A 23809-nucleotide genomic window follows, 5' to 3' on the forward strand; every position below is an offset into this window, starting at 1 on the left:
GCAGGGGTGAAAAATGAGGCAAACAAGAAAACGACTTGGTGATCTGTTAATTGAAGAAGGCTTGATTACAGCCGAACAGCTTCAAACAGTTTTGAATGGAAAGGATCCAAACCAGAAGATTGGTGAAGCATTGATTCAGCGAGGTTTTTTAACAGAGCAGCAATTAATAGAAGTGTTGGAACAACAGCTCGGAATTCCTCATGTTAACCTGTTTCAATATCCATTTGAGGCTAACCTTTTTAATTTAATTTCAAAAGAGACAGCTAGAAGGAATTTAATCATTCCGTTAAAACGAGAAGGTAATAAACTCTTTATTGCAATGGCAAATCCAATGGATTTCATTGTGATTGACGATTTACGGTTATCGACAGGGTTCCAAATTGAACCGACTATTGCTACAAAAGACGAAATTCTTCGGACCATCAACAAATATTATGAGGTCGACGATGGCTTGGATGAGCTTCTCGATGAACTGCCGCAAAATGAACGCGGCCAAACTGATAATATTACCGACTTGGATTCGCCGATTGTCCGCCTCGTCAATCAGTTGTTATCCAACGCAGTGATTCAAAGAGCAAGTGATATCCATATTGACCCACAGGAAACGAAAGTCATTGTTCGTTACCGGATTGACGGTGTTTTGAAAGTGGAACGGGTCCTGCCAAAAAATATGCAAAGCGTATTAACGGCAAGAATTAAAATAATGTCTAACTTGGATATTACAGAGCATAGAATTCCCCAGGATGGCAGAATTAAACTAAATCTTGACTTCCATCCGGTTGACCTGCGTGTCTCCACTCTGCCAACCGTTTATGGCGAGAAGGTTGTCATGCGTCTTCTTGATATGGGCTCAACTCTAAATGACATAAATAAATTAGGATTTAATTCACTTAACCTGAAACGTTTTAAAGAAATGGTTGAAAAGCCAACGGGAATTGTGTTAATTACAGGGCCAACAGGTTCGGGGAAATCTTCGACCCTATACGCTGCACTAAATAAATTAAACAGTGATGAAGTCAACATTATCACAGTCGAGGACCCTGTTGAGTACCAGTTGGAAGGCATCAATCAAGTACAGGTGAATCAGAATGTTGGCATGACGTTCGCGGCAGGATTAAGGTCGATTCTCCGTCAGGACCCGAATATCATCATGGTCGGGGAAATTCGGGACAAAGAAACGGCCGAGGTTTCGATTCGCGCTTCGTTAACAGGTCACTTAGTCCTTAGTACACTGCACACCAATGATTCCCTTGGGACAGTAACACGTCTATTGGACATGGGCGTAGAACCTTTTCTACTCGCAGCCACACTAAGTGGAATCGTCGCCCAGCGCCTGGTCCGCCGGGTATGCCGTGATTGTGTGGAAGAACATGAAGCTTCGAAGCGTGAACAGGAAATCTTCGCAAAACGAGGCATGAAAATTGATAAAGTGCATCGTGGCAAAGGCTGTCCATCCTGCAACATGACTGGATACAAAGGCCGAGTTGCACTGCATGAGGTCCTTGTGGTGAGTGATGATATGCGCAGGGTGATCATGAATGGTGATTCCTTCCAAAGTTTAAGGGAAATCGCTATAAAAAATAAAACCATTTTCTTAATTGATGATGGACTATTGAAAGTAAAACAAGGCCTAACCACCACCGAAGAAGTTTTACGAGTAGCTATTCCAGACTAGGGAGAACAAATTATGAAGGAAAGAATAGATGCAATTTTACGAGCAGCTGTTGAATATAAAGCGTCAGATATTCATATATCTGTCGGTGTTCCTCCGGTAATGAGGATTAATGGTGATTTGAAACGCTATGGTACCGAAAAATTATTGCCGGATGATACGGAGGCGATGGCTAAAGCCATCGTTCCTGAAGACATGTGGGAATTGTTTAAGGAAAAGGGAGAGCTCGACTTCTCCTACGGTGTTCCAGGCAGTTCCCGTTTCCGTGTTAATGCCTACCATCAGAGGAAGAGTGTCTCGATAGCCCTTAGAACAGTGGCGTCCAAGGCGCCAACGCTGGAAGAACTACAATTGCCGGAAATCATCTCCAAGCTGGTTCAAAAACCACAGGGCCTCATATTGGTGACAGGACCTACGGGGAGTGGTAAATCAACAACTTTGGCGTCAATGATTGATTACATGAATCGCCATATGCGCAAGCATATTATTACGCTTGAAGACCCAATCGAATTTCTTCATAAGCATGGAAATTCAATCATTGATCAAAGGGAAGTTGGTTTCGACACGAAGAATTATGCAAGCGGCTTAAAAGGAGCTTTACGACAAGACCCCGATGTTATCCTGGTCGGCGAGATGCGTGACCTAGAGACGATTGGTATCGCGATTACCGCAGCCGAAACCGGCCACTTGGTTCTAGGGACACTCCATACGTCAAGTGCACCGACAACCATCAACCGGATCATTGACGTATTCCCGCCCGCACAGCAGCCGCAAATTCGCGTACAGCTTGCGTCCGTTTTGGTTGGGGTTATTTCGCAGCGGTTATTTCCGACCGCTGATAAAAAGGGCCGGAAAGCCGCTACGGAAATATTGGTTAATAATGCGGCGATAGCGAACTTAATAAGAAGTGAAAAGATTCACCAAATTTCAAGCACAATGCAAACGTCCCGTGCCCAGGGCATGCATACACTTGAAATGAGCATCCGTGACCTAATTGAACGTGGATTAATCGAACAGGAAGCAGCAGCCCAATATTTACATGAAAAGATGCAGATGAATGGCTAAATTCAAATATTCTGGACGAGACCGGAAGGGGAAACGGCAGGGCACCGTAATAGCTGCTTCCAGGCGTGAAGCAATGGAGAAGCTGAAAGAGCAAAGTATCCGGGTTATTGAAATGACAGAAATTCCTGAAACCATGTTTACTAAAGAAATTTCAATTGGGAATCCAGTGAAGTTGGAGCATTTTGTCATTTATTTAAGGCAATTTTCGACTCTTATGAAGGCTGGGGTAACCGTTGTGGATGCCACTGGGATACTTGCCCAGCAAACAGAGAGTAAAGCGTTAAAAAAAGCGTTATTTGCTGTAGAACAAGACTTGCGAGAAGGTAATCCGCTTTCTGAAGCTGTAGCTAAGTATAAAAAAATATTTTCAACTATGTTTATTAATATGGTGAAGTCCGGGGAAGTTAGTGGTAACTTAGATGAAACGTTAGATCGTTTGGGTGACCATTTTGAAAAGCAACATTATACAAAACAAAAGATAAAATCTGCATTATCCTATCCAATAGTTATTGGGATTGTTGCAATCGCTGTTACTATCTTTTTACTTGTATCTATTGTTCCGACTTTTGTTACTATGTTTGATGATATGGGTGGAGAACTTCCGACTATCACAAAAGTTGTTTTAGGTGCCAGTAATTTTATGCAATCATATTGGTGGCTAATATTATTATTTATTTTAGTATTAACCGGGGGAATTATCTATTTAAACAAAAATAAGAAAACAAAGTACTACATGGATTATTTTTTATTGAAAATGCCTGTCTTTGGTAATTTACTTCAAAAGGCAGCGCTAGCTAGAATGATGCGGACACTAAGTTCCCTTTTTTCAAGTTCTGTTCCAATACTTCAAGCAATGGCCATAGTGGAAAAAGTAGTAGAGAATGAAGTACTTTCCAAAGTCATTCGTGAATCTCGGAGCACACTTGAAAAAGGGCGGTCAATGACTGAACCGATGGAAAAACATTGGGCGTTCCCGCCTCTTGTAACCCAGATGATTGTAATTGGGGAGGAAACGGGGGCACTTGATGCCATGCTATCAAAAATTGCAGAATTCTATGAAAAAGAAGTGGAGAATGGAACTGACCAACTAAAATCGATGATTGAACCATTAATGATTGTTGTATTAGCTGGGTTAGTCGGTACAATTGTTACATCAATAATGGTACCAATGTTTGGCATGTTCGAGCAATTTCAGCAAATGTAACAATAATATAACAAAATTACAAAAAAATTGCGAAAAAGTGACAAAATGCCATAAAATACTCTTTTCTTTGGCTTGTAAAATACTGTATAATACAAGAGAAATAACTACTAGGTTAATAGAACCTAAAAGGAGAGAAAACTATGTTGAAAAAATTAAGCAACAGGCTTAAAAAAGATCAAAAAGGTATGACACTTATTGAGCTACTCGCAGTTATTGTTATCTTGGGAATCATCGCTGCAATTGCAATTCCGTCAATTATGGGTATCATTAATAATACTAAGAAAGATGCACACGTTGCTAATGCTCAACAAATGGTTGCATCTGCTCGAAATGGTATTGCGAATGGCGAATTTACAGCACCAACTTCTACAGCTACAGCCGATGATATACAGATTGGTTTAGGGGAATTGGTTACTAAGCAATTAATGGAATTACCTAAGAATCCAACTGATGATGGTGGTTATTTAACTGATAAAACAGATAGTTTTGTTAATGTCCACTTAAACGCCGATAGCTCACTTACCTATAAAGTAACCTTAAAAGGTAAAAATAATGGACTTCATATAGATGCTATTGAAGCTAAAAACTTAGCGAGAGGCGTCGTGACTCCATAAATAATGATTACAATTTATTTTTTTCTTTTAATATATGGTTTAGTCTTAGGCTCGTTCTTTAATGTTGTTGGCCTAAGGATTCCATTAAAGAAATCAATTGTTGCTCCAAGGTCGGCTTGTCCAACCTGCAGACATCAATTAAAAGCTTACGAACTTATACCAGTAATATCATATTTGCTTCAAAAGGGGAAATGCCGCGGCTGTCAGTCGCGGATTTCTCCTATCTATCCGATAATGGAATTACTTACGGGCATTCTGTTTGCAGCAGCACCACTTGTAGTAGGATGGTCAGGAGAGTTAGTAGTTGCGTTAACACTCATTTCGTTGTTTATGATTATCATAGTTTCCGATATTCATTATATGATCATCCCTGATAAAATTTTAATTTGGTTTGCAGGGATTTTTTTATTGGAACGAATTTTTATTCCGTTATCCCCATGGTGGGACAGCCTCTTAGGGGCTGTGACCGGCTTTACCCTTCTGCTGGTTATTGCGCTTGTAAGCAAAGGTGGAATGGGCTTTGGCGATGTAAAGCTTTATGCGGTCCTTGGTTTTGTACTTGGCTTTAAACTTGTTCTTTTATCATTCTTTTTATCCACTTTATATGGTGCCGTTTTAGGCGGTTTGGCAATGTTATTCAGGATTGTCAAGAGAAGGCAGCCTATCCCGTTTGGTCCATTCATTGCAGCAGGGACGCTGTCAGCTTATTTTTGGGGTTCGGAAATTATCGATTTTTATATAAATTTTTTAAATAATGGATTTTAACTAAGGGGTTTTTTACATGGCTTTTTCCCTGTTTTCAACCAAAAACCGCATAATAAATTTGATGCTTAACGACCACTCCATCCGCTTTCTAGAGTTAAAGCAGGCCAATCCTCCTGTTGCACTTAGGTGGGGTGAACGGTTCCTGACACCGGGCATCATCACTGATGGAAAAATCGTCAATCTCGATGCGCTTTCGAGTATCTTGGAAGAGTGTATCGATGAATGGAAAATTCAGAAGCGTTCGATTCGTTTTATTGTGCCAGACCAGCTTGTCATCATCAGGAAAATCAATGTACCCGTCGATATTCAGGATGATGAGTTAAAGGGTTATTTGTACTTGGAACTTGGCTCAACGATTCATCTGCCGTTCGAAGAACCTGTCTTTGACATTTATCCGCTTGGCAAAAACGGTAAGACAAGAGAACTGCTTTTATTCGCTGCACCTGAGGAACATGTAATGGGATATGAAGATTTGTTCTCACGGCAAAAACTCCATTCCGTGGCTGCGGATATATCGCCGTTGGCTTTGTATCGGTTATACCATCAAATACATCAGCCAACTGAACATGAAGTTCTGTTTTCGGTTCAATTCGATTTAACAAGTGTCAATCTCAGTATTTTTGAAGGGACTGTTCCATTGGTCATGCGGACCTTTGCCATGGCATTTAATGTTGATCAATGGGAGGTAAAGCGTGACCTTAGAGGCTTAATTGCCTGTAAATACTTGGGTGATGTTGATGAACTTGTTCTCCAGTTTGAAGACATTTTTAAAGAAATGAATAAACTAATCGATTACTACCGATATACGCTTAATAATGAAATTCATGACATTTCAAAGATTCTCTTGCTAGGTGATCATCCGATGCTTCAAGCGGTGGAAGCTGAAATCAATGAACGTTTTGAGGTGCCGGTTGAAAAGATTACATTTAACCCAGAATTTACGGATAAAAAAGATACCGTTCCAGATCATTTATTGGTACCGCTTGGACTTGCTTTAAAAGGGGTGGTTTAATGTTAGTTGAAATTAACCTGCTGCCCCAAAAGGAACCGAAGAAAATAGCGTTTTTTATTGTTCTAGCAGTCTTCGTTCTTGCGCTGATTTTTGCGAGTGTCTTCTATTACTTTCAAATCAGTTCAACAAAGATTAGTATCGAGTCTGTAAGCCGCGAAATTTCCATGACCCAAAAAGTCAGGGAAAAACAAGAACAAAAAAGCGATGTTGTTGAGTCTGCTGATTCAGTAAGCAAGCTGAAAAGTGCGATTGATTGGGCTGATACGTATCCAATTCAAACCATCCCTGTCATGCGTCACCTTACCTCGTTATTGCCAGACCGTGGATTTATTCAGTCCTTTGGCTATACAGAGGCAGGGACAATAACGTTATCCGTACAATTTGACAGTTCCAGAGAAGCTGCTTACTTTTTGAATAGTTTAAAAGAATCAGAATGGATTGCTGATGTAAACCTAAGTTCATTAGCTGCAGTTGAGCAAAAAGATGAAAATACAGAGGGAACTCAAACCGGTACAACCGGAACAGATGCAACTGCCAGCGCTGCTGCAAATCCAGCAACTCAAAGCCCGACAAGTCCTACTGACACTTCGACTGGAGGAACTGCACCGTCTGGGACTGAGACAAATACAACCGGTTCTAATAACTCATCTGCTACTGCTGAATCAGGAAACAACCAAGTGATAAGTCCATATTTGCCGCGGTATAACGGACAGTTTGAAATTACTCTTAACAAGACCAAGGTGAAGGAAATTGCCCAAAAGGATGAGAAGGGAGTGAGCGGTTCATGAAGCTTCATTTCTCTAAACGGGACAATTTAATCTTGGCCGCTGTGGCTCTTGTTGTGATCCTGGTAATTGTCTATGCTCAATTTATTAAGCTGTCGCCTTTAAAAACTGATTTGGAAACCAAGCAGCAATCCCTGAAAACGGAACAAAAACTTCTGGAAGCTGTTACGCAAAAGAAAGTGGACAATACGAACCAGGTTGTCGAAGGCACAAGAGAGCTGCAAAAGGTGCTCCCAATCTTGCCATTACAAGAGCAATTGATCTTGGACCTGGAAAAAGCGGAAGCAGTTTCAAACAGCCAAATCCTATCGATGGCCTTCTCCAAGGACGGCGAAGTGGCCATGGAAACTTCTCAGCCTGCAGGGGAAGGGGAAGCCGCCCAGCAAAATCCTGATGGTCAGGCAGATCCTAATGCAGCCGGTCAAACACCAGCCGCTTCAGAAGGTGCTGCTTCCCAGAATGCAGCTGACCCGGCAGCTGCGCAACAGCCGGCATCACCTACATTAAAAAAATTGACTGTGCAGCTATCGGTGGAATCACCGAGCTATGTGGAACTAGAAAAATTTGTACAAACACTGGAAGCCTTAAAACGGATTGTTGTCGTGGAAGCCATTAATTATTCAGGCGGACAGGAGGCTACAACTGCCGAGCAACAGGCTGAAAAATTGACCTATTCACTGACCATTTCGGCATTTTACATGCCTGACTTGGCTGACCTGGCAGCAGACCTGCCAAAAATTGATGCCCCGGCACCTGCAGGTAAAACCAATCCATTACTTCAGCAGCCGGCAGCAACGAATTCACAGCCATAAACAACATTACGAAGTTACAAATATTTTGACGAAACTCTATGATAACAAGACGACAAAAGTCTTGTTATTTTTTTTTGCCGGTATGATAGGATGGAACAAATCACTGTCGAACGGAAAGGAGCTCAAATAGTGGACAAGCCTAAAAAAGGCCATACAATAACAATTAAATTAAATGGGGAAACTAAAAAGTTTAAAGAAGAACGAACAAAAAGTGAACCGGAACCTATTATTGAACCTATTCCAAGAGTGATAAAAATAGACCCTGTACTATCTGAATCAGATGCTGACAAGGAAACAGCGGCAGCGCAAGAATCTGTCGATGAAAGCTTCGATTGGATCATTCCGGAATCCTCTGACGACGATATTGAGGAATATAAAATCGTTCCGCCTAAAAGCCCCAAAAAGAGCAGCAATAAAATTATCACTCCTTTTTCGTTTAAAAATAAAAAGAGGCCGAACTGGCCAATCAGTCAATTTGTTTCTATTGTAGTGTTTGCTGTATTAATAGGCACAACCATTGGAGTTTTTATGTATAACCTTGTCATAACAGACTCAACTGAAAATCCGGCTGCACTGCCTACTGTTGTGGAGGAAGATCAGGGCGGTGAAAAAGAGGAACCTGGTAGTAAGGATAGTAAGGCAGTGTCCGCAGCTGTGCCCGAGTTATCCACCTATATGATTCAAGGTGGGGTATTTAGCTCTGAAGATGGCGCAAGTGAAACTTTGAATGAAGTAAAAGAAAGTGGTATTCCAGCCCAAATCATCGAAATGGATGGCAAGCATTATCTCTTTTTCGGTGTTGCGGACTCCATTGAAACAGCCAAATCAATCGGCGGTCAATATAAAGAAACTGGAGTCGAAGATGCTTTTGCCAAACCGCTAGTAATTAAGGAAAAGAAAATTTCGGAGTTAAGTGAGAGTGAAAAGAGTTTTATTGAAGCGATACCAACAATCTACCAAACTCTTTCGAATGCAACCTCTGCAGCTATCGCGACTAAATCAATCTCAGAGGAAACGACCAAGACACTGACGGGAATAGAAGCGCAACTGAAGGCAACTGGGCTAAAAAATGACAACGTAAAAAAATTGAATGCTGAATTAACTTCGGCCAATGATAGCGTGAAGGCATTTCAAAAGTCAAAGAACAAAAAGGATCTTAGCGAAGCACAGCAACATTTGTTGAACTTTCTGTCCGCCTATTACTCCATGTGACACTAAAACGACATACAAATGCAACACTTGATATTTTCCGGGAAATTATTTTAGCATATTGCCTGCCCTAACGTGGGCAGGTTTTTATTTACTAAAATTTTTTAAATTATATCTGCGATAAATTACAACTTATCTGCGGAAAAATTAATATATCTGCGGTAATTTCAATATATCTGCGAAAAAACAAATATATCTGCGATAATCAGCATTTATCTGCGATGACCCAAAACTATGCCTTGCAAGTATCCCAACATTATATATATATTTGCATAAATTGACATATTTCTTCAAAATTTAATCATATAAAAATTGTTTGCAGCGTTCATTTCTGATACGATTGATTTGTATCTCCCTAATGCGTTGCAAGAAGGTAAGGTGATGACATGCAAAACCTCATTTTAGCCTCTTCTTCTCCACGGCGAAAAGAACTTCTAGAAACTCTCCGCTTACCATTCGCAATTTCGAGCAGTGATGTGGATGAAAGCTTTGATCCGGCACTCTCCCCCGAGGAAGTAGTGATGGAATTGGCTGATCGCAAGGCCCAGGCAGTTTTTCAAAACAACCGGGATGCATTTGTGATTGGATCTGACACGATTGTGGTTGCGAATAACAAAATTTTAGGAAAGCCAGCAGATGAGGCCGAAGCTTTTACAATGCTACAAAGTTTATCTGGAAAACAACATCATGTGTTTACTGGTGTCTCGATTGTGTCTCCAACGAACTCCACAAAGTTTTATGAAAAAACAGAAGTATGGTTCTGGGAGTTAAGTGACGATGAAATACGGTCATATGTGAAAAGCGGCGAACCGTTTGATAAAGCAGGAGCATATGGCATTCAGCAACTTGGAAGCATGCTTGTCAAGAAAATACATGGAGACTATTTTGCGGTTGTCGGCTTGCCGGTCGCAAGAACGGTGCGGGAATTGCGGCAGCTGGGCTATCAATTGCCGTATTAATCTTCTACTCCCGAATCAAAGGGAGGAAGAAAAGTGTCCACAAATACATTAATGATCCGTGATTTTCCTCAAGACGAACGGCCAAGGGAACGCTTTATAAACCATGGCCCGCAAAGCCTATCGAACCATGAACTAATTGCCATCCTGCTTAGGACAGGAACCAAGGAAGAATCGGTACTGCAATTATCCAATCGGCTCTTGACCCATTTTGAAGGGTTACGTCTATTAAAGTCGGCAACATTGGAGGAAATTACCGAAATCAAAGGAATTGGTTCGGCAAAGGCAATCCAAGTTCTGGCCGCTGTAGAAATCGGCCGGAGGATTGCCAACCTCAACTATAACGATCGGTATGTGATTCGATCACCAGAGGATGGCGCTAAATATGTCATGAACGATATGCGCTTTTTGACGCAGGAGCATTTTGTTTGTCTCTATTTAAATACGAAAAATCAGGTGATTCACAAGCAGACGATTTTTATTGGCAGCTTGAATGCCTCGATTGTCCACCCTAGAGAGGTGTTCCGCGAAGCGTTTAAACGGTCCGCTGCCTCGATTATCGCACTGCATAACCATCCCTCAGGAGATCCCACTCCGAGCAGAGAGGATATTGAGGTGACCAAGCGGCTGGCGGAGTGCGGAAAGATTATCGGCATCGACCTGCTCGACCATCTGATTATCGGAGAAAACAAGTTTGTCTCCTTAAAGGAAAAAGGATATTTATGATACTAGGTTTTTATTTGACGATAGGATATAATATTAGTTATGATTTTTGAGGATTGTTTTGAATAGAGAGCTTTAAAACGTCTTATCTGATAGGTGATGAAAGTCTAACGACAATTGAAGATCAGTGAACGACAATTAGAATCCATTGAACGACAGTAAGAACGTACTGAACGACAATTGGAATCCATTGAACGACAATAGAAACATGCTGAACGACAATTGCCACCATTTACCCGCCAGGTAAGAAACATTTTTAAAACATCACCTGCCAATTAGTATTTGTTGCATTTCGTATCAGAAAGGGAGATACATTGATTATGTTTGGAATTGGAACGAAGGACCTTGGAATAGATTTAGGAACCGCAAATACGCTTGTATTTGTGAAAGGGAAGGGAATTGTCTTAAGAGAGCCATCTGTCGTGGCGATGCAAACCGATACAAAGCACATTGTTGCGGTCGGGAATGATGCAAAAAATATGATTGGCCGGACTCCAGGGAATGTAGTCGCACTAAGACCAATGAAAGACGGCGTCATTGCCGACTTTGAAATAACAGCGACGATGATGAAGCATTACATACGCCAGGCTCAGAAAACGAAAGGAATCTTTTCGGGCAAGCCTTATGTGATGGTGTGTGTGCCATCAGGAATCACGGCTGTAGAGGAAAGGGCAGTCATCGATGCGACCAGACAAGCTGGGGCGAAGGACGCCTATACGATTGAAGAGCCGTTCGCTGCTGCGATTGGCGCGAATCTGCCTGTTTGGGAGCCAACTGGAAGCATGGTGGTCGATATCGGCGGTGGAACAACCGAAGTAGCCATCATTTCCTTAGGCGGCATTGTCACCTCTCAATCGATTCGTGTTGCCGGCGATGAAATGGACGATGCCATCGTTCATTATATTCGTAAAAATTATAACCTAATGATTGGTGACCGGACGTCGGAAGCCATCAAAATGGAAATTGGTTCAGCGGGAACACCGGAAGGCATTGACAATATGGAAATCCGCGGCCGCGATTTATTGACAGGTCTCCCGAAAACGATTGAGATTACCGCGAAGGAAATTGCTTCGGCCCTAAGCGATACGGTTTATGCGATTGTCGAAGCCGTTAAGAACACGTTGGAAAAAACGCCGCCGGAATTAGCAGCGGATATTATGGACCGAGGAATTGTCCTGACCGGGGGGGGGGCGCTGCTTCGCAATTTGGACAGGGTCATCAGCGAAGAAACAAAAATGCCGGTGTTGATTGCTGAAAATCCGCTTGATTGTGTCGCCATCGGTACAGGGAAAGCATTGGATCACATCCATTTATTTAAAAACAAAGCGAAGGAATCGCGTTAACTTAAAAAGCGGACATACCGCCATTAGAAAAATAGAGGTGTACTATCATGCCACAGTTCTTTTTGAATAAACGTCTGATCATTTTGCTAGTCAGCATAATTGTTCTCGTGGCATTGATTGGGTTTTCTTTACGGGAGAGGAGCAACCTAACCTGGCCGGAGCAGTTTCTGAAGGATACAACCGGCTGGGTTCAATCCCTGGTATCAAAGCCTGCGCATTATCTTGCAGGCTTTTTTGAAAATCTTCAGGATCTGCAAAATACTTATGAAGAGAATAAGGAATTAAAATCACGGGTAGAAAAAATCGCCAGCCTTGAAGCAGAGGTTCAAGAGCTGAAAAAAGATAATAAAGATCTACGTGAAGTTCTCGATGAAACTAGAACCCTGAGAGATTTCGAGCCACTGCCGGCAACTGTGATCGGCAGAAATCCTGATCGTTGGCATGAAATGATTATTATTGATAAAGGAAAATCAAATGGGATTAAGAAAAATATGGCCGTCGTCACGTCAAGCGGCCTGATTGGGAAAGTAAAAAGTGTCACCCAATTTAGCTCGACCGTACAGTTGTTGAGCGCAATGGACCCGAAAAACCGCATTTCCGCCGTCATTCAAGGCGAAACGGAGGTTTTCGGCTTTGTCCAAGGCTTTGATGATAAGCAAAAATTGCTGTTAGTAAAGGCCATTCCCTCAGGGGCAAAAATTGAAAAGGACCAAGCTGTGATTACCTCGGGATTAGGCGGAGTCTTCCCAAAGGGTTTGACAATCGGAAAAGTGGTTGAAGTGAAGCCTGATCAATACGGTTTAAATCAAACGGCATTGGTCAAACCGGGTGCGGATTTTTATGATATCGAGAATGTCATCGTCATCAAACGGCTGATGACACAGCCTGAGAAAGGCGCTTTGAAGGACGGGAAGGAGGAGGAGCTGTGAAAAAATTCCTTCTTCCTCTTTTGTTTTTATTTCTTTTTATTTTTGAAAGTATCGTTATTCAATTTTGGCCGGCGGACAGCTTTGAATCCCGGATATTGGCGCCAAGGTTTCTGTTTGCCGCCTTGGCATTTTTAACGATTTATGTGGGGAAAAAGCAAGGGATTATTTATGCGGCCATCTTCGGCCTCCTGTTTGACGTTGTATATGTCGAGGTGATCGGCATTTATTTATTCCTTTACCCGTTGATATGTTATCTGATCACTAAATTAATGCAGGTGATTCATAACAACATTATCGTTGCTTTCCTAGTCTCGATGTTCGGGATAGCCTTGCTTGAAGTTGGCGTGTATGAACTCAATTACTTGATTCATGTCACAAGCATGGCGTTCATCGATTTTGTCAATTTGCGTTTGTATCCAACCCTTATCTTAAATGCGATCTTTCTAGTTGTGGCCGCCTATCCTTTTAAGCGCTGGTTTGAGAAGCATGCCGAAGTCTTGAAGGAAGAATAAATTAAAAGAAGGAGATTGGACACCCCATGGCGAATTTTTTTAAGATGGGGTGTGTTTTGATTGTAATCATCCAGAGTGATACTGAAATGTGTTTTTATTATGAGGTGAAATTTCTCCATGAAAAATCGGCAAAATGTTACAATAAAAGGGACAAAGGGCGGACTTGTCCTTCATCTAGACGATCGCTGTTCCTATCACGAATTAAAGCGTGAATTGGACCAAAAACTGACTGCAAACCTGCGGACGCAAGAGGAGCGCCATCTAATCACGGTAAATGTGGAGGTCGGCAATCGTTATCTTACAGAAGAGCAGCGAGAAGAGCTTAAAGAGTTAATCCGCCAAAAGAAGAATCTGGTCGTGGACGATATTGAGTCCAATGTCATAACGAAAGAAGAAGCGAATCGGCTGAAGGAAGAGAACGAGGTTATGACGGTATCGAGAATCGTTCGCTCTGGACAAGTATTAAGGGTTCCGGGGGATTTGCTCTTGATTGGGGATGTCAATCCAGGCGGGACCGTCATCGCCGGCGGCAATATTTTTATTATGGGTATTTTAAAAGGAATTGCCCATGCGGGAAGCTTTGGGAATGACCAAGCTGTGATTGCGGCCTCGAGCATGAAGCCGTCTCAGCTAAGAATTGCCAGCCACATCAATCGGGCACCGGATTCCAACCCACTCAGCGAAAACCGGGAAATGGAATGTGCTTACATAAATGATAACCATCAAATTATCATCGATAGATTACAAGCTTTAATTCAGTTAAGGCCTAATCTTACGAGATTGGTAGAAGGGGGACATTAAAGTGGGAGAAGCTATTGTAATTACATCAGGGAAGGGCGGTGTCGGCAAAACGACAACCTCCGCAAATATCGGCACGGCGCTGGCCCTTCAAGGGAAAAAAGTATGCTTAGTCGATACAGACATCGGCCTTCGAAACTTGGATGTCGTAATGGGGCTTGAAAATAGAATTATCTATGATCTTGTTGATGTAATCGAAAAAAGATGCAAAACGCATCAGGCATTGGTTAAGGATAAACGATTTGATGGTTTACTATATTTGCTGCCTGCTGCGCAAACGGTCGATAAGACTGCGGTTAAGCCAGAGCAGATGAAAGAGTTAGTGGAAGAATTAAAACAGGATTATGATTACATTATCATCGACTGTCCTGCCGGAATCGAGCAGGGCTATAAGAATGCAGTCGCCGGTGCCGATAAGGCAATTGTCGTCACCACTCCGGAGGTTTCCGCTGTTCGCGACGCCGACCGGATTATAGGTTTGCTTGAAAAAGAAAAGGATTTGGAACCGCCTAAATTAGTTGTTAACCGGATCCGCTACAATATGATGAAAAGCGGCGATATGCTGGATATCGATGAAATTACCCAGCACCTATCCATTGAGTTAATCGGCATTGTCGCCGATGATGAGGAAGTGATTAAAGCTTCCAACCACGGTGAGCCAATTGCTCTGAATCCAAACAGTAAGGCCTCGATTGCCTACCGAAATATTGCCCGCCGTATACTTGGCGAATCCATTCCGCTTCAGCCATTGGAGGAAGCCAATAAAGGAGTTTTTTCCAAGTTAAAAAAATTCTTTGGTGTTCGTTAATAGATATGCCTGTTCACATCGAGGTGGACAGGTTTTTTCTTTTTGTAGGGTCATACTCCGCCCACCATCCTCATAAACTTGTACAAACTGTGTGAAAAGGGTTGATGGGTATGGCACGCTCTACTCCGGATGAAATAAGGCGGCGAATTGCCAAGCGCAAGCGGGAAAAAGGGTCTGGAAGCAACAGTCCTGACCGCCAATTGCTTTGGCCTGGTCAAGAGGAAAAACTCGAATTTAATTATATTCCTCCATCCCCAGGCGGCAATAGTGAAGATGGGCATCCGCTATTTAAAAAAGAAGTATTCCTATTCAAAATATTGGCTTCGGTCCTGCTGTTTTTAGTGGTGGCGATTCTGTTCCGCAATCAATCGGCAGCACTGGACCCGGCGCGGGATTACATTACCAAAACAATGGACAAGGACTTCCAGTTTGCGGCTGTATCCGAATGGTATGAAAATAAATTCGGCAAGCCGCTGGCGCTGCTCCCGTTCTCCGAAGGGAATAAAACAGAGAAAAATGAAGAACTGCAAAAGGGCGCGGTGCCTGTATCCGGGAAAATGTTGGAGAACTTTGAGAAAAACGGCCAGGGGATCATGATTGAAACAGCCAAGGATGCCCCCGTCCAAACGATTAATGGCGGTAATGTGGTTTTTGCCGGATTAAAAGAAGACATAGGCAAGACGGTCATCATTCAGCATTCTGATGGGACAGAGACCTGGTACGGCAACTTAAACGACATTAAAGTGAAATTATTTGATTACGCTGAAAAAAGAACCGTAGTCGGTACGGTTTCGGCTTCAGCAGGTGAAGACAAAACGAAAGGGCAATATTATTTTGCCGTTAAAAAAGGGGATGGCTTCATCGACCCGATTAAGGTGATTCGACTTGAATAAAGCGATCGAGCTGCTTCGTCATGTTCACATCCATCCTTTGTTATGGCTTGTTATCGCCTTGTCGATTGCGACTGCACATTTTGTGGAGCTGTGTTTGCTGTTAGGTATTATTTTTGTTCATGAAATGGGGCATGCTGCCGCAGCCTCTTTTTTTTCCTGGCGAATAAAAAAAATCACCCTCCTGCCTTTTGGCGGTGTGGCGGAAATGGATGAGCACGGGAACCGACCGATTAAGGAAGAGGCAATCGTCGTCCTGGCGGGCCCGCTTCAGCATGTGTGGATGGTGGGCGGAGCGTTTCTCCTGAATTATTTCAACTTGTTTCCGGTAGATTTATTCCCGCTGTTTATCCAATACAATCTCATGATTTTGATTTTTAATTTGTTTCCAGTTTGGCCGCTTGACGGAGGAAAACTGGTATTTTTACTGCTCTCATTAAAAGATTCCTTTACCAATGCCCACCGGCTAACCTTGATTATTTCCTTTATCAGCCTTTGCCTGTTTTCAATCGCCATCCTGATTACCTCACCAGCACATATCAATGTCTGGGTTGTCATTGGCTTTCTATTTTTCTCGCTTTACTATGAATGGAAGCAGCGGCGGTTCATTTTTATCCGGTTCTTATTGGAACGGTATTACGGAAAAAAATCAAACCCACAGGCTTTAATCCCGATTCAGGCGAATGAACAGGATTTGCTGATTCATGTTCTTGAAAAATTTCAGCGGGGCTGCAAGCACCCGATCATCGTAGAATCGGACGGAAAGGAAAAGGGGATCCTGGACGAAAACGAAATTCTCCATGCCTACTTTACTGAAAAAAGACTCACCGATAAAATCAGCGACCTTCTTTTTTTGTTTTAAAAATGTATAATAGAACCAACAATTTAAAAAGTGAGGCAGGCCGATTGGAAAGATTAATTGTTAATTATGCTTCAAGGGAAAAAAGATTTGCCTATTTGCGAAATCAAAAGGTTGAAAAACTCGTAATCGACCGGCCAGAGCATCGTTCTCTGGTCGGTAATATTTATTATGGGACTGTCACCAAGGTGCTACCCGGGATGAATGCCGTGTTCGTCGATATTAGTGAGGAAAAGCAAGCTTATCTGCACCGAGACCAGCTGCCGGCCTATGTGTTGGCTGACGATAAACAGCGAAATGTATCCTCCTTCGTGCATCAAGGCGAGAAGCTGCTCGTCCAGGTCGAAAAGGATGCAGCCGGTACAAAAGGGGCAAAGGTGACGGGAATTATTGAAATCCAGGGGGATAACCTGATTTACATGCCGAACGGGCGCTATGTGGCCGTTTCGAAAAAAATTGCCGATGAAAAGCTCAAGGCTTCACTTCGCCGGATTGGCAGCACATGTAAAACAGCAGAAGAGGGGCTAATTTTTCGAACATCTGCCTTGAAGTCAGCAGAAACGGAAATCCACGAAGAAATCACGTTTCTGCGCGGACAGTATCAGGAACTGCTGCACCGGGCCTCCCAATTGAAGAAGCCGGGGCTGATTTATCAAAATGACAGCTTTACTGAAATGATTATTGGCCAGGCGTCACGGATGGTTACCGGAGAAGTCATTGTCGATGACCTTACATTAAAGAAATTGCTAGAAGGCAAAAATATTCGAGCGAATTACTATAATGGAAGGGAAAATATTTTTTCGGCCTATAAGGTTGAGCATGAAATCGATAAGGCGCTAAAGCGGATTGTCTGGCTCGATCAAGGTGCCTATCTTATTTTCGATGAAACCGAAGCGCTGACCATCATTGATGTCAACACCGGAAAATTTTCCGGAAAGCTTGATTACCAGGATACCGTTTTTAAAACAAATCAGCTGGCGGCAAGGGAGATCCTCAGGCAGCTGAGGCTGCGTGATATTGGCGGCATTGTACTGATTGATTTCATCAATATGAGCCGAGAACAGGACATGAAGGCCATTTTGGAGATCTTGGAGACGGAAATTATGAAGGACGAAAGACGGACGAAGGTGATTGGCTTTACTCCGCTTGGCATCCTTCAGTTAACGAGGAAGAAAACGAAGGTGACGCTCTCTGAGGCATTGCAGGTGAAGTGTCCCGTTTGCGAGGGAACAGGGAGAATACTTAGTGAGGAGACAATTGCTTTCAGGTTGGAACGGGAACTGCTTGAGCATCGGTTTTCGGAACACGACGCCGTGCTGATTGAGACAACAAAAGCGGTTGTTGAGGCGCTGCTTGGACCAAATAATGAACATAAGGATGCAGTTGAAAGCCTCTTGCATTTGAAATTATTTTTTTCAATCCGGCATGGAGACAAGCCTTATTATCTATTAAAGCAATTCGGCGTAGTGTCGGAGATTGCCGAAAAAGCTGTTGACACTGGGGATTGAATTATGTTAGGATTTTAATGTTATGTTTGTAGCGCACCCGTGCTACAACCGCACAGAACAGGTAGTAAGATTTATGCTTGGCATAAACGCCTGTGGATGGCGAGTCTGAGTTTATAAGGAGGTGCAGTTCATGTACGCAATTATCGAAACTGGCGGTAAGCAACTTAAAGTCGAAGAAGGCCAAGCGATCTACATCGAGAAATTAGATGCAGAAGCAGGCGAAACAGTTACTTTTGACAAGGTTCTTTTCGTTGGCGGTGAAACTGTAAAGGTAGGAAGCCCTGTTGTTGAAGGCGCGACTGTTACAGCTAAAGTTGAAAAGCAAGGCCGTCAAAAGAAAATCATCGTGTTCAAGTACAAAGCGAAGAAAAATAACCGTAAGAAGCAAGGTCATCGTCAACCTTACACTAAAGTTGTCATCGAAAAAATCAACGCGTAAGGTGTTGAACCTATAGATGATTAACATTACGATTAATCGTACGGAAGCCAATTCCATTCAATCATTTGTAATCAGTGGTCATGCTTTTTTCTCTGCGAAGGGAACGGATATTGTATGTGCAGGTGTATCGGCGGTTTCAGTTGGGGCAATCAATGCCGTACACGAGTTAACCGGAGTTACTCCTGACATTGCAATTGACCATGAAGAGGGCTTTCTCCGCTGTGTTCTTCCGGGGCAGCTCCCTGAAGGTATCAATGAGAAAGTTCAACTTCTTCTAGAAGGTATGATTGTCTCATTACGGGCGATTGAAGAGGAGTATGGCGAGCACATAAAAATAACCTTCAAAAAGCGGGAGGTGGACTAGATGTTATTAAAATTAGATCTTCAGTTGTTTGCATCTAAAAAGGGAGTAGGTTCTACAAAGAACGGACGTGACTCCATCTCAAAGCGCCTTGGCGCTAAGCGTGCAGACGGCCAATTCGTAACCGGCGGATCTATCCTTTACCGTCAACGCGGTACAAAGATTTATCCAGGTGAAAACGTAGGCCGTGGCGGAGATGACACTCTTTATGCAAAAGTCGACGGCGTTGTTAAATTCGAGCGCGTTGGTCGTGACCGCAAAAAGGTGAGCGTTTATCCAGCTGCTCAAGAAGCTTAATGGCTTAGAAAACTCTAACCAAATGGTTAGGGTTTTCTTTTTGGTTAATTTAGGAAGAATTTTCCGCTCTGCTCCCCCCCTCTCGCTGGTTAAATTTCCTTCATTTTCCCCTTTACAATACATAAAAATGCTTACTACCGGTTGTTTTTTTGATATACTATCAGCAAACAGTTTCCGACAAAGAATTGGAGAGTACGGTATGGAAAAAGAATGGGACATTATTGAGGTGCTTCGGCATTCACGCCATGACTGGCTAAACAAACTGCAGCTGATCAAGGCAAACTTGGATTTAGGGCGGATTGACAGGGCGAAAAAGGTAATTGATGAAATTGTCATCGAGACCCAGCATGAGACAAAACTGTCCAATTTATTGCTGCCGAAGTTTGCGGCACTGCTTTTAAAAACAAACTGGGAAAACCACTCGTTTCGGCTTGAATATGAAGTTTTTCAGGATTCGGAGTACATAAAGATAGATGATGGCATCCTGGCAGATTGGACAAAGTCTTTTTTCAACTGTCTGGATCAAGCCATTGAGGCATTTCAGGAGAACGATTTATCAATAACTATTGAGCCGCAGTCAAACGGAATTCGTTTCTTTTTTGATTTTCGCGGGATAATAAGTAATAATCAACTGATTGAAGCATTCCTTGCAGAACCGGCGATTCATGCGGAGGTTAAAGATCTATCCAATAACGAATTTTCCATGGAAGTATTTATGCCGGCCATTTAGGCATGGAATTCAATCAGTAATTTTGAGTATCCGACTGGAGGATAAAGATGTTTGTCGATCAAGTAAAAGTTTATGTTAAAGGCGGCGACGGCGGCAATGGCATGGTCGCGTTCCGCCGTGAAAAATATGTGCCGAAGGGCGGTCCTGCCGGCGGCGATGGCGGCAAGGGCGCGGATGTAGTTTTCGTCGTCGAGGAAGGTTTACGGACTCTAATGGATTTCCGCTACCAGCGCCATTTTAAGGCACCGCGCGGCGAGCATGGCATGTCCAAGGGACAGCATGGCCGTGGCTCAAAGGATATGATTGTCAAGGTACCGCCGGGAACGGTGGTCATGGATGCAGAAACCAATGAGGTGATTGCGGACCTGGTTGAGCACGGCCAACGGGCTGTTATTGCCAAAGGAGGTCGCGGCGGCCGGGGGAACACTCGATTCGCAACACCTGCCAATCCTGCCCCCGAAATCGCTGAAAACGGCGAACCAGGTCAAGAGCGTGACGTAGTTTTGGAATTGAAGCTGTTGGCCGATGTTGGACTCGTTGGGTTTCCGAGTGTCGGGAAGTCGACGTTGTTGTCGGTTGTTTCATCCGCGAGACCGAAAATTGCCGAATATCATTTTACAACCATTGTACCGAATCTTGGAATGGTTGAGACTGAGGATGGCCGAAGCTTTGTCATGGCTGACCTCCCAGGGTTGATTGAAGGGGCACATGCCGGTGTTGGGCTGGGACATCAATTTTTACGACATATTGAACGCACAAGGGTTATTGTTCATGTGATTGATATGGCTGCCATGGAGGGCCGGGATCCTTATGAGGATTATTTGACCATCAACCGTGAATTAAAGGAATATAATTTGCGCTTGACCGAGCGGCCGCAAATCATTGTTGCCAACAAAATGGACATGCCAGATGCCGAGGAAAACTTGAAAAAGTTTAAAGAGCAGCTGAAAGAGGATTATCTGATTTTCCCTATTTCCGCGATTACTCGTCAAGGCTTGCGCGAGCTGTTATTTGCGGTGGCTGACATGCTGGAAGAAACGCCTGAATTCCCGCTGCAGCACGAAGAGGAAGAACTGGGCGTTAACCGGGTTCTTTATAAACACGAGGCAGACCCGGATGCCTTTACGATTACAAGAGATCCGGACGGTTCGTTTGTTGTTTCTGGTGAAAAGATCGAACGGCTGTTTAAGATGACTGATTTTTCAAGAGATGAATCCGTTCGCCGTTTCTCACGTCAATTACGCGGACTTGGAGTCGACGATGCACTTCGGGCACGTGGCGCAAAAGACGGGGATATTGTGAAGTTATTGGAGTTTGAATTCGAGTTTATTGAATAATGAGGGGTCCCAAAGAGGGAGAGGTTGGGCATGGATAATTTTGAGAAAAAATTTTATTTAGTCCGCGAAGATGTGTTGTCAGAGGCCATGAAGAAAACGATTGAAGCAAAGGACCTCCTTGAAAGAGGCAAGGCCGAATCGATTGGGGATGCTGTTTCAAAGGTCGATTTAAGCCGAAGTGCCTTTTATAAATATAGAGATACCGTTTTTGCATTTTCCACAGTGTCGAAAGAGCGAATTATCTCATTGTTTTTCCATCTCGAGGATCGTTCCGGGACATTGTCAAAATTATTGGCTGTTGTTGCGGCTTCAGGCTGCAATGTGTTGACGATTCACCAGACCATCCCGCTTCAAGGCCGGGCGAACGTGACCCTGTCTCTGAACACCGCCGGACTGACGAATGATATCAATGACCTGCTTGCAAATCTGAGGAAGCTTGAGTTTGTCGAGAAGGTCGAAGTGCTGGGAACAGGAGCGTAGTGATTTATGTTCACAAGCCTGTCCCGGCTTTCTTTTTTAATAATATTTTTCGGAAATTTCTAATTTTGTACATCAGAAAAGGGAGAAGAGGAAATTGAAAGTAGGATATTTAGGTCCAAAGGCAACATTTACTGAACTCGCCGTTAAAAAGGTATTTAAAACGCAAGAACATCTACCTTTTCAGACAATACCCGAATGCATGGATGCCGTTGTTAACAACGATATTGACCTTGCCGTTGTTCCGCTCGAAAATGCCTTGGAGGGCTCTGTTAACATAACGCTTGATTATTTGACCCAGGAGGTGGATATTCCGATTGTTGGGGAAATTACCCTTCCTATTAAACAGCATTTTATGGTTCATCCTGCCAACGCCGAAAACTGGCAGGAGGTAACGAGAATTTATAGCCATTCTCATGCGATTGCCCAGTGTCACCGTTTTTTACATAAGCAATTTAAAGGGGTGCCATCAGAAAGCAAGTCATCTACTGCCGCGGCAGCTAAAATGGTGCAGGAAACTCCTGAGAGTAATATTGCTGCCATTGCCAATGAATTGGCGGCCGAGGAGTATGGGCTGACAATTGTAAAAAGGAATATTCATGATTTTGATTATAATCACACACGTTTTGTCGTGTTGACAGAAAATCAGGAGCAACTGCTAGAGTTTAGCGGAGCAAATTATTATAAAACTACGTTGATGGTGACGCTGCCATCCGACCAGGCGGGGGCGTTGCATCAGGTACTGTCGGCATTTGCTTGGCGGAGATTGAATCTCTCAAAAATTGAATCGCGTCCAATGAAAACCGGAATCGGAAATTACTTTTTTGTCATCGATATCGAAATGAAGCTGGATGAAGTCTTGATTCCAGGTGCAATTGCGGAAATGGAGGCACTGGGCTGTGGTGTGAAAGTGCTCGGAAGCTACCCTAAGATTATGTTGGAATTAAATTAACTTAAAAATTTAGTGTTCTGCGGACAAAACGGTATGAAAAATCAACAAAAATGTCCGCAGGAATGTGTTCTGCGGACAAGACGGTATGGAAAATCAGCGAAAATGTCCGCAGGAAGCTGTTCTGCGGACAATACGGTATGGAAAATCAACAAAAATGTCCGTAGGAGCCGTATTCTACGGACTTTCTTTCTCCACTAGACTTCTTAAACCATCAATAACCCTTCAGCCCTAAGAGCGTCCTCCACCTTATCCAGTGCATCTTCACTGCCTGCCGAAACAGTATGCAGGTGAATCCCGCCGGTTAATTCTGATAAAAATGATGCCTTTGTAGTGCGGACTTTTTCCATAAACTGCTTTACCTCCTGCCGATTGGAAACCATAATCGAAGCTGTGAGGTCTCCGTAAACCGCATGTTCTATCCGCACATCCTTTACTGTTACCCCATGGTCGACAAAAATGATCAATTCCTTTTCTGTCTCCTCGGGTGTATGGCGGCAGGCAATGGTACGTTCAACGACCTGGGCATTGGCCGCCTGCTGCAAGTATATGTACCCCTGACTGGTCGCGATAATGGGTTCATTTTTAGCCTTAAGCAGCGTTATGTCGCCAACGATAACCTGCCGGCTTACATTCGTTCGCTCGGCCAGTTCACTCCCCGTTATCGGCGCAGTACTTGATTTTAGTAATTGTAAGATATATTGTCTCCGCTCTTCCCCAAGAATCTTTTTCTGTTCCATCCAAAACGCTCCTTA

Annotated in this window: 27 protein-coding genes and 1 other annotated feature; of the genes, 26 read left to right on the plus strand and 1 reads right to left on the minus strand. The window is 43.2% G+C overall.

Annotated elements, in window-relative coordinates; translation table 11 throughout:
- Positions 1 to 13: 13 nt before the first annotated feature.
- The 26 genes from AR334_RS13580 to pheA all read left to right on the plus strand — a co-directional run bounded on the left by AR334_RS13580 (position 14) and on the right by pheA (position 23057).
- Positions 14 to 1675, plus strand: coding sequence for a GspE/PulE family protein (locus AR334_RS13580; RefSeq protein ID WP_066311586.1), 1662 nt, complete (start codon positions 14 to 16; stop codon positions 1673 to 1675).
- A 12-nt stretch (positions 1676 to 1687) separates the two neighbouring features.
- Positions 1688 to 2737: a type IV pilus twitching motility protein PilT gene (locus AR334_RS13585; protein ID WP_066311594.1), complete on the plus strand. Its 1050-nt coding sequence runs from the start codon at positions 1688 to 1690 to the stop codon at positions 2735 to 2737.
- Positions 2730 to 3941 (plus strand): type II secretion system F family protein, encoded by a 1212-nt coding sequence (locus tag AR334_RS13590; RefSeq protein WP_066311596.1) that lies wholly within the window; start codon positions 2730 to 2732, stop codon positions 3939 to 3941. The genes AR334_RS13585 and AR334_RS13590 overlap by 8 nt, the downstream gene beginning before the upstream one ends.
- Before the next feature lie 140 nt (positions 3942 to 4081).
- Positions 4082 to 4555: a prepilin-type N-terminal cleavage/methylation domain-containing protein gene (locus tag AR334_RS13595; protein WP_066311598.1), complete on the plus strand. Its 474-nt coding sequence runs from the start codon at positions 4082 to 4084 to the stop codon at positions 4553 to 4555.
- Positions 4556 to 4558: 3 nt separating this feature from the next.
- Positions 4559 to 5320 carry an A24 family peptidase gene (locus AR334_RS13600; RefSeq protein WP_066311601.1) on the plus strand — a complete coding sequence of 254 codons (762 nt, stop codon included), beginning with the start codon at positions 4559 to 4561 and terminating at the stop codon, positions 5318 to 5320.
- A 16-nt stretch (positions 5321 to 5336) separates the two neighbouring features.
- Entirely contained in the window at positions 5337 to 6332 is a 996-nt protein-coding gene (pilM, locus tag AR334_RS13605; protein ID WP_066311604.1) for a type IV pilus biogenesis protein PilM, read from the plus strand.
- Complete coding sequence (locus AR334_RS13610; RefSeq protein WP_066311607.1) at positions 6332 to 7120, plus strand: PilN domain-containing protein; 789 nt, start codon at positions 6332 to 6334, stop codon at positions 7118 to 7120. Before pilM ends, AR334_RS13610 begins: the two co-directional genes overlap by 1 nt.
- Positions 7117 to 7929 carry a hypothetical protein gene (locus AR334_RS13615; protein WP_066311609.1) on the plus strand — a complete coding sequence of 271 codons (813 nt, stop codon included), beginning with the start codon at positions 7117 to 7119 and terminating at the stop codon, positions 7927 to 7929. Before AR334_RS13610 ends, AR334_RS13615 begins: the two co-directional genes overlap by 4 nt.
- Before the next feature lie 129 nt (positions 7930 to 8058).
- Positions 8059 to 9141, plus strand: a complete 1083-nt coding sequence (locus tag AR334_RS13620) for a hypothetical protein (protein ID WP_066311611.1) — start codon at positions 8059 to 8061, stop codon at positions 9139 to 9141.
- Between the two features lie 383 nt (positions 9142 to 9524).
- Entirely contained in the window at positions 9525 to 10097 is a 573-nt protein-coding gene (locus AR334_RS13625; RefSeq protein WP_066311613.1) for a nucleoside triphosphate pyrophosphatase, read from the plus strand.
- 33 nt (positions 10098 to 10130) lie between these two features.
- Positions 10131 to 10820 carry a DNA repair protein RadC gene (gene radC / locus AR334_RS13630; RefSeq protein WP_066311615.1) on the plus strand — a complete coding sequence of 230 codons (690 nt, stop codon included), beginning with the start codon at positions 10131 to 10133 and terminating at the stop codon, positions 10818 to 10820.
- A gap of 317 nt (positions 10821 to 11137) precedes the next feature.
- The gene (locus AR334_RS13635) at positions 11138 to 12160 is read left to right on the plus strand and encodes a rod shape-determining protein (protein ID WP_066311621.1); all 1023 of its coding nucleotides are present in this window, start codon (positions 11138 to 11140) and stop codon (positions 12158 to 12160) included.
- Between the two features lie 47 nt (positions 12161 to 12207).
- Positions 12208 to 13089, plus strand: coding sequence for a rod shape-determining protein MreC (gene mreC / locus AR334_RS13640; protein ID WP_066311624.1), 882 nt, complete (start codon positions 12208 to 12210; stop codon positions 13087 to 13089).
- Positions 13086 to 13601 (plus strand): rod shape-determining protein MreD, encoded by a 516-nt coding sequence (gene mreD, locus AR334_RS13645; protein ID WP_066311625.1) that lies wholly within the window; start codon positions 13086 to 13088, stop codon positions 13599 to 13601. The genes mreC and mreD overlap by 4 nt, the downstream gene beginning before the upstream one ends.
- 117 nt (positions 13602 to 13718) lie before the next feature.
- Positions 13719 to 14402 carry a septum site-determining protein MinC gene (gene minC, locus AR334_RS13650; RefSeq protein ID WP_066311631.1) on the plus strand — a complete coding sequence of 228 codons (684 nt, stop codon included), beginning with the start codon at positions 13719 to 13721 and terminating at the stop codon, positions 14400 to 14402.
- A 1-nt stretch (position 14403) separates the two neighbouring features.
- Positions 14404 to 15207 (plus strand): septum site-determining protein MinD, encoded by an 804-nt coding sequence (minD, locus tag AR334_RS13655; protein ID WP_066311635.1) that lies wholly within the window; start codon positions 14404 to 14406, stop codon positions 15205 to 15207.
- Positions 15208 to 15317: 110 nt separating this feature from the next.
- Complete coding sequence (locus AR334_RS13660) at positions 15318 to 16100, plus strand: M23 family metallopeptidase (protein ID WP_253701295.1); 783 nt, start codon at positions 15318 to 15320, stop codon at positions 16098 to 16100.
- Positions 16093 to 16959 (plus strand): M50 family metallopeptidase, encoded by an 867-nt coding sequence (locus AR334_RS13665; RefSeq protein ID WP_066311639.1) that lies wholly within the window; start codon positions 16093 to 16095, stop codon positions 16957 to 16959. Before AR334_RS13660 ends, AR334_RS13665 begins: the two co-directional genes overlap by 8 nt.
- Before the next feature lie 44 nt (positions 16960 to 17003).
- Positions 17004 to 18464 (plus strand): ribonuclease E/G, encoded by a 1461-nt coding sequence (locus AR334_RS13670; RefSeq protein ID WP_066311641.1) that lies wholly within the window; start codon positions 17004 to 17006, stop codon positions 18462 to 18464.
- Positions 18465 to 18500: 36 nt separating this feature from the next.
- Positions 18501 to 18581 (plus strand) — a sequence feature (ribosomal protein L21 leader region).
- 13 nt (positions 18582 to 18594) lie between these two features.
- Complete coding sequence (rplU, locus tag AR334_RS13675; protein WP_066311643.1) at positions 18595 to 18903, plus strand: 50S ribosomal protein L21; 309 nt, start codon at positions 18595 to 18597, stop codon at positions 18901 to 18903.
- A 16-nt stretch (positions 18904 to 18919) separates the two neighbouring features.
- Entirely contained in the window at positions 18920 to 19267 is a 348-nt protein-coding gene (locus AR334_RS13680) for a ribosomal-processing cysteine protease Prp (protein ID WP_066311646.1), read from the plus strand.
- Positions 19268 to 19561, plus strand: a complete 294-nt coding sequence (gene rpmA / locus AR334_RS13685; protein ID WP_066311650.1) for a 50S ribosomal protein L27 — start codon at positions 19268 to 19270, stop codon at positions 19559 to 19561.
- A 199-nt stretch (positions 19562 to 19760) separates the two neighbouring features.
- Complete coding sequence (locus AR334_RS13690; protein ID WP_066311652.1) at positions 19761 to 20291, plus strand: Spo0B C-terminal domain-containing protein; 531 nt, start codon at positions 19761 to 19763, stop codon at positions 20289 to 20291.
- Positions 20292 to 20338: 47 nt separating this feature from the next.
- The gene (gene obgE / locus AR334_RS13695; RefSeq protein ID WP_066311654.1) at positions 20339 to 21628 is read left to right on the plus strand and encodes a GTPase ObgE; all 1290 of its coding nucleotides are present in this window, start codon (positions 20339 to 20341) and stop codon (positions 21626 to 21628) included.
- A 30-nt stretch (positions 21629 to 21658) separates the two neighbouring features.
- Positions 21659 to 22108, plus strand: a complete 450-nt coding sequence (locus AR334_RS13700) for an ACT domain-containing protein (protein ID WP_066311656.1) — start codon at positions 21659 to 21661, stop codon at positions 22106 to 22108.
- A 94-nt stretch (positions 22109 to 22202) separates the two neighbouring features.
- Entirely contained in the window at positions 22203 to 23057 is an 855-nt protein-coding gene (gene pheA, locus AR334_RS13705; protein WP_066311658.1) for a prephenate dehydratase, read from the plus strand.
- Positions 23058 to 23260: 203 nt separating this feature from the next.
- Here the strand turns inward: pheA and AR334_RS13710 are convergent, their stop codons facing one another.
- Complete coding sequence (locus tag AR334_RS13710; RefSeq protein WP_066311661.1) at positions 23261 to 23794, minus strand: transcription repressor NadR; 534 nt, start codon at positions 23792 to 23794, stop codon at positions 23261 to 23263.
- Positions 23795 to 23809 lie beyond the last annotated feature (15 nt).

It is taken from the genome of Bacillus sp. FJAT-29814, assembly GCF_001510715.1.
Lineage (GTDB): Bacteria > Bacillota > Bacilli > Bacillales > Cytobacillaceae > Neobacillus.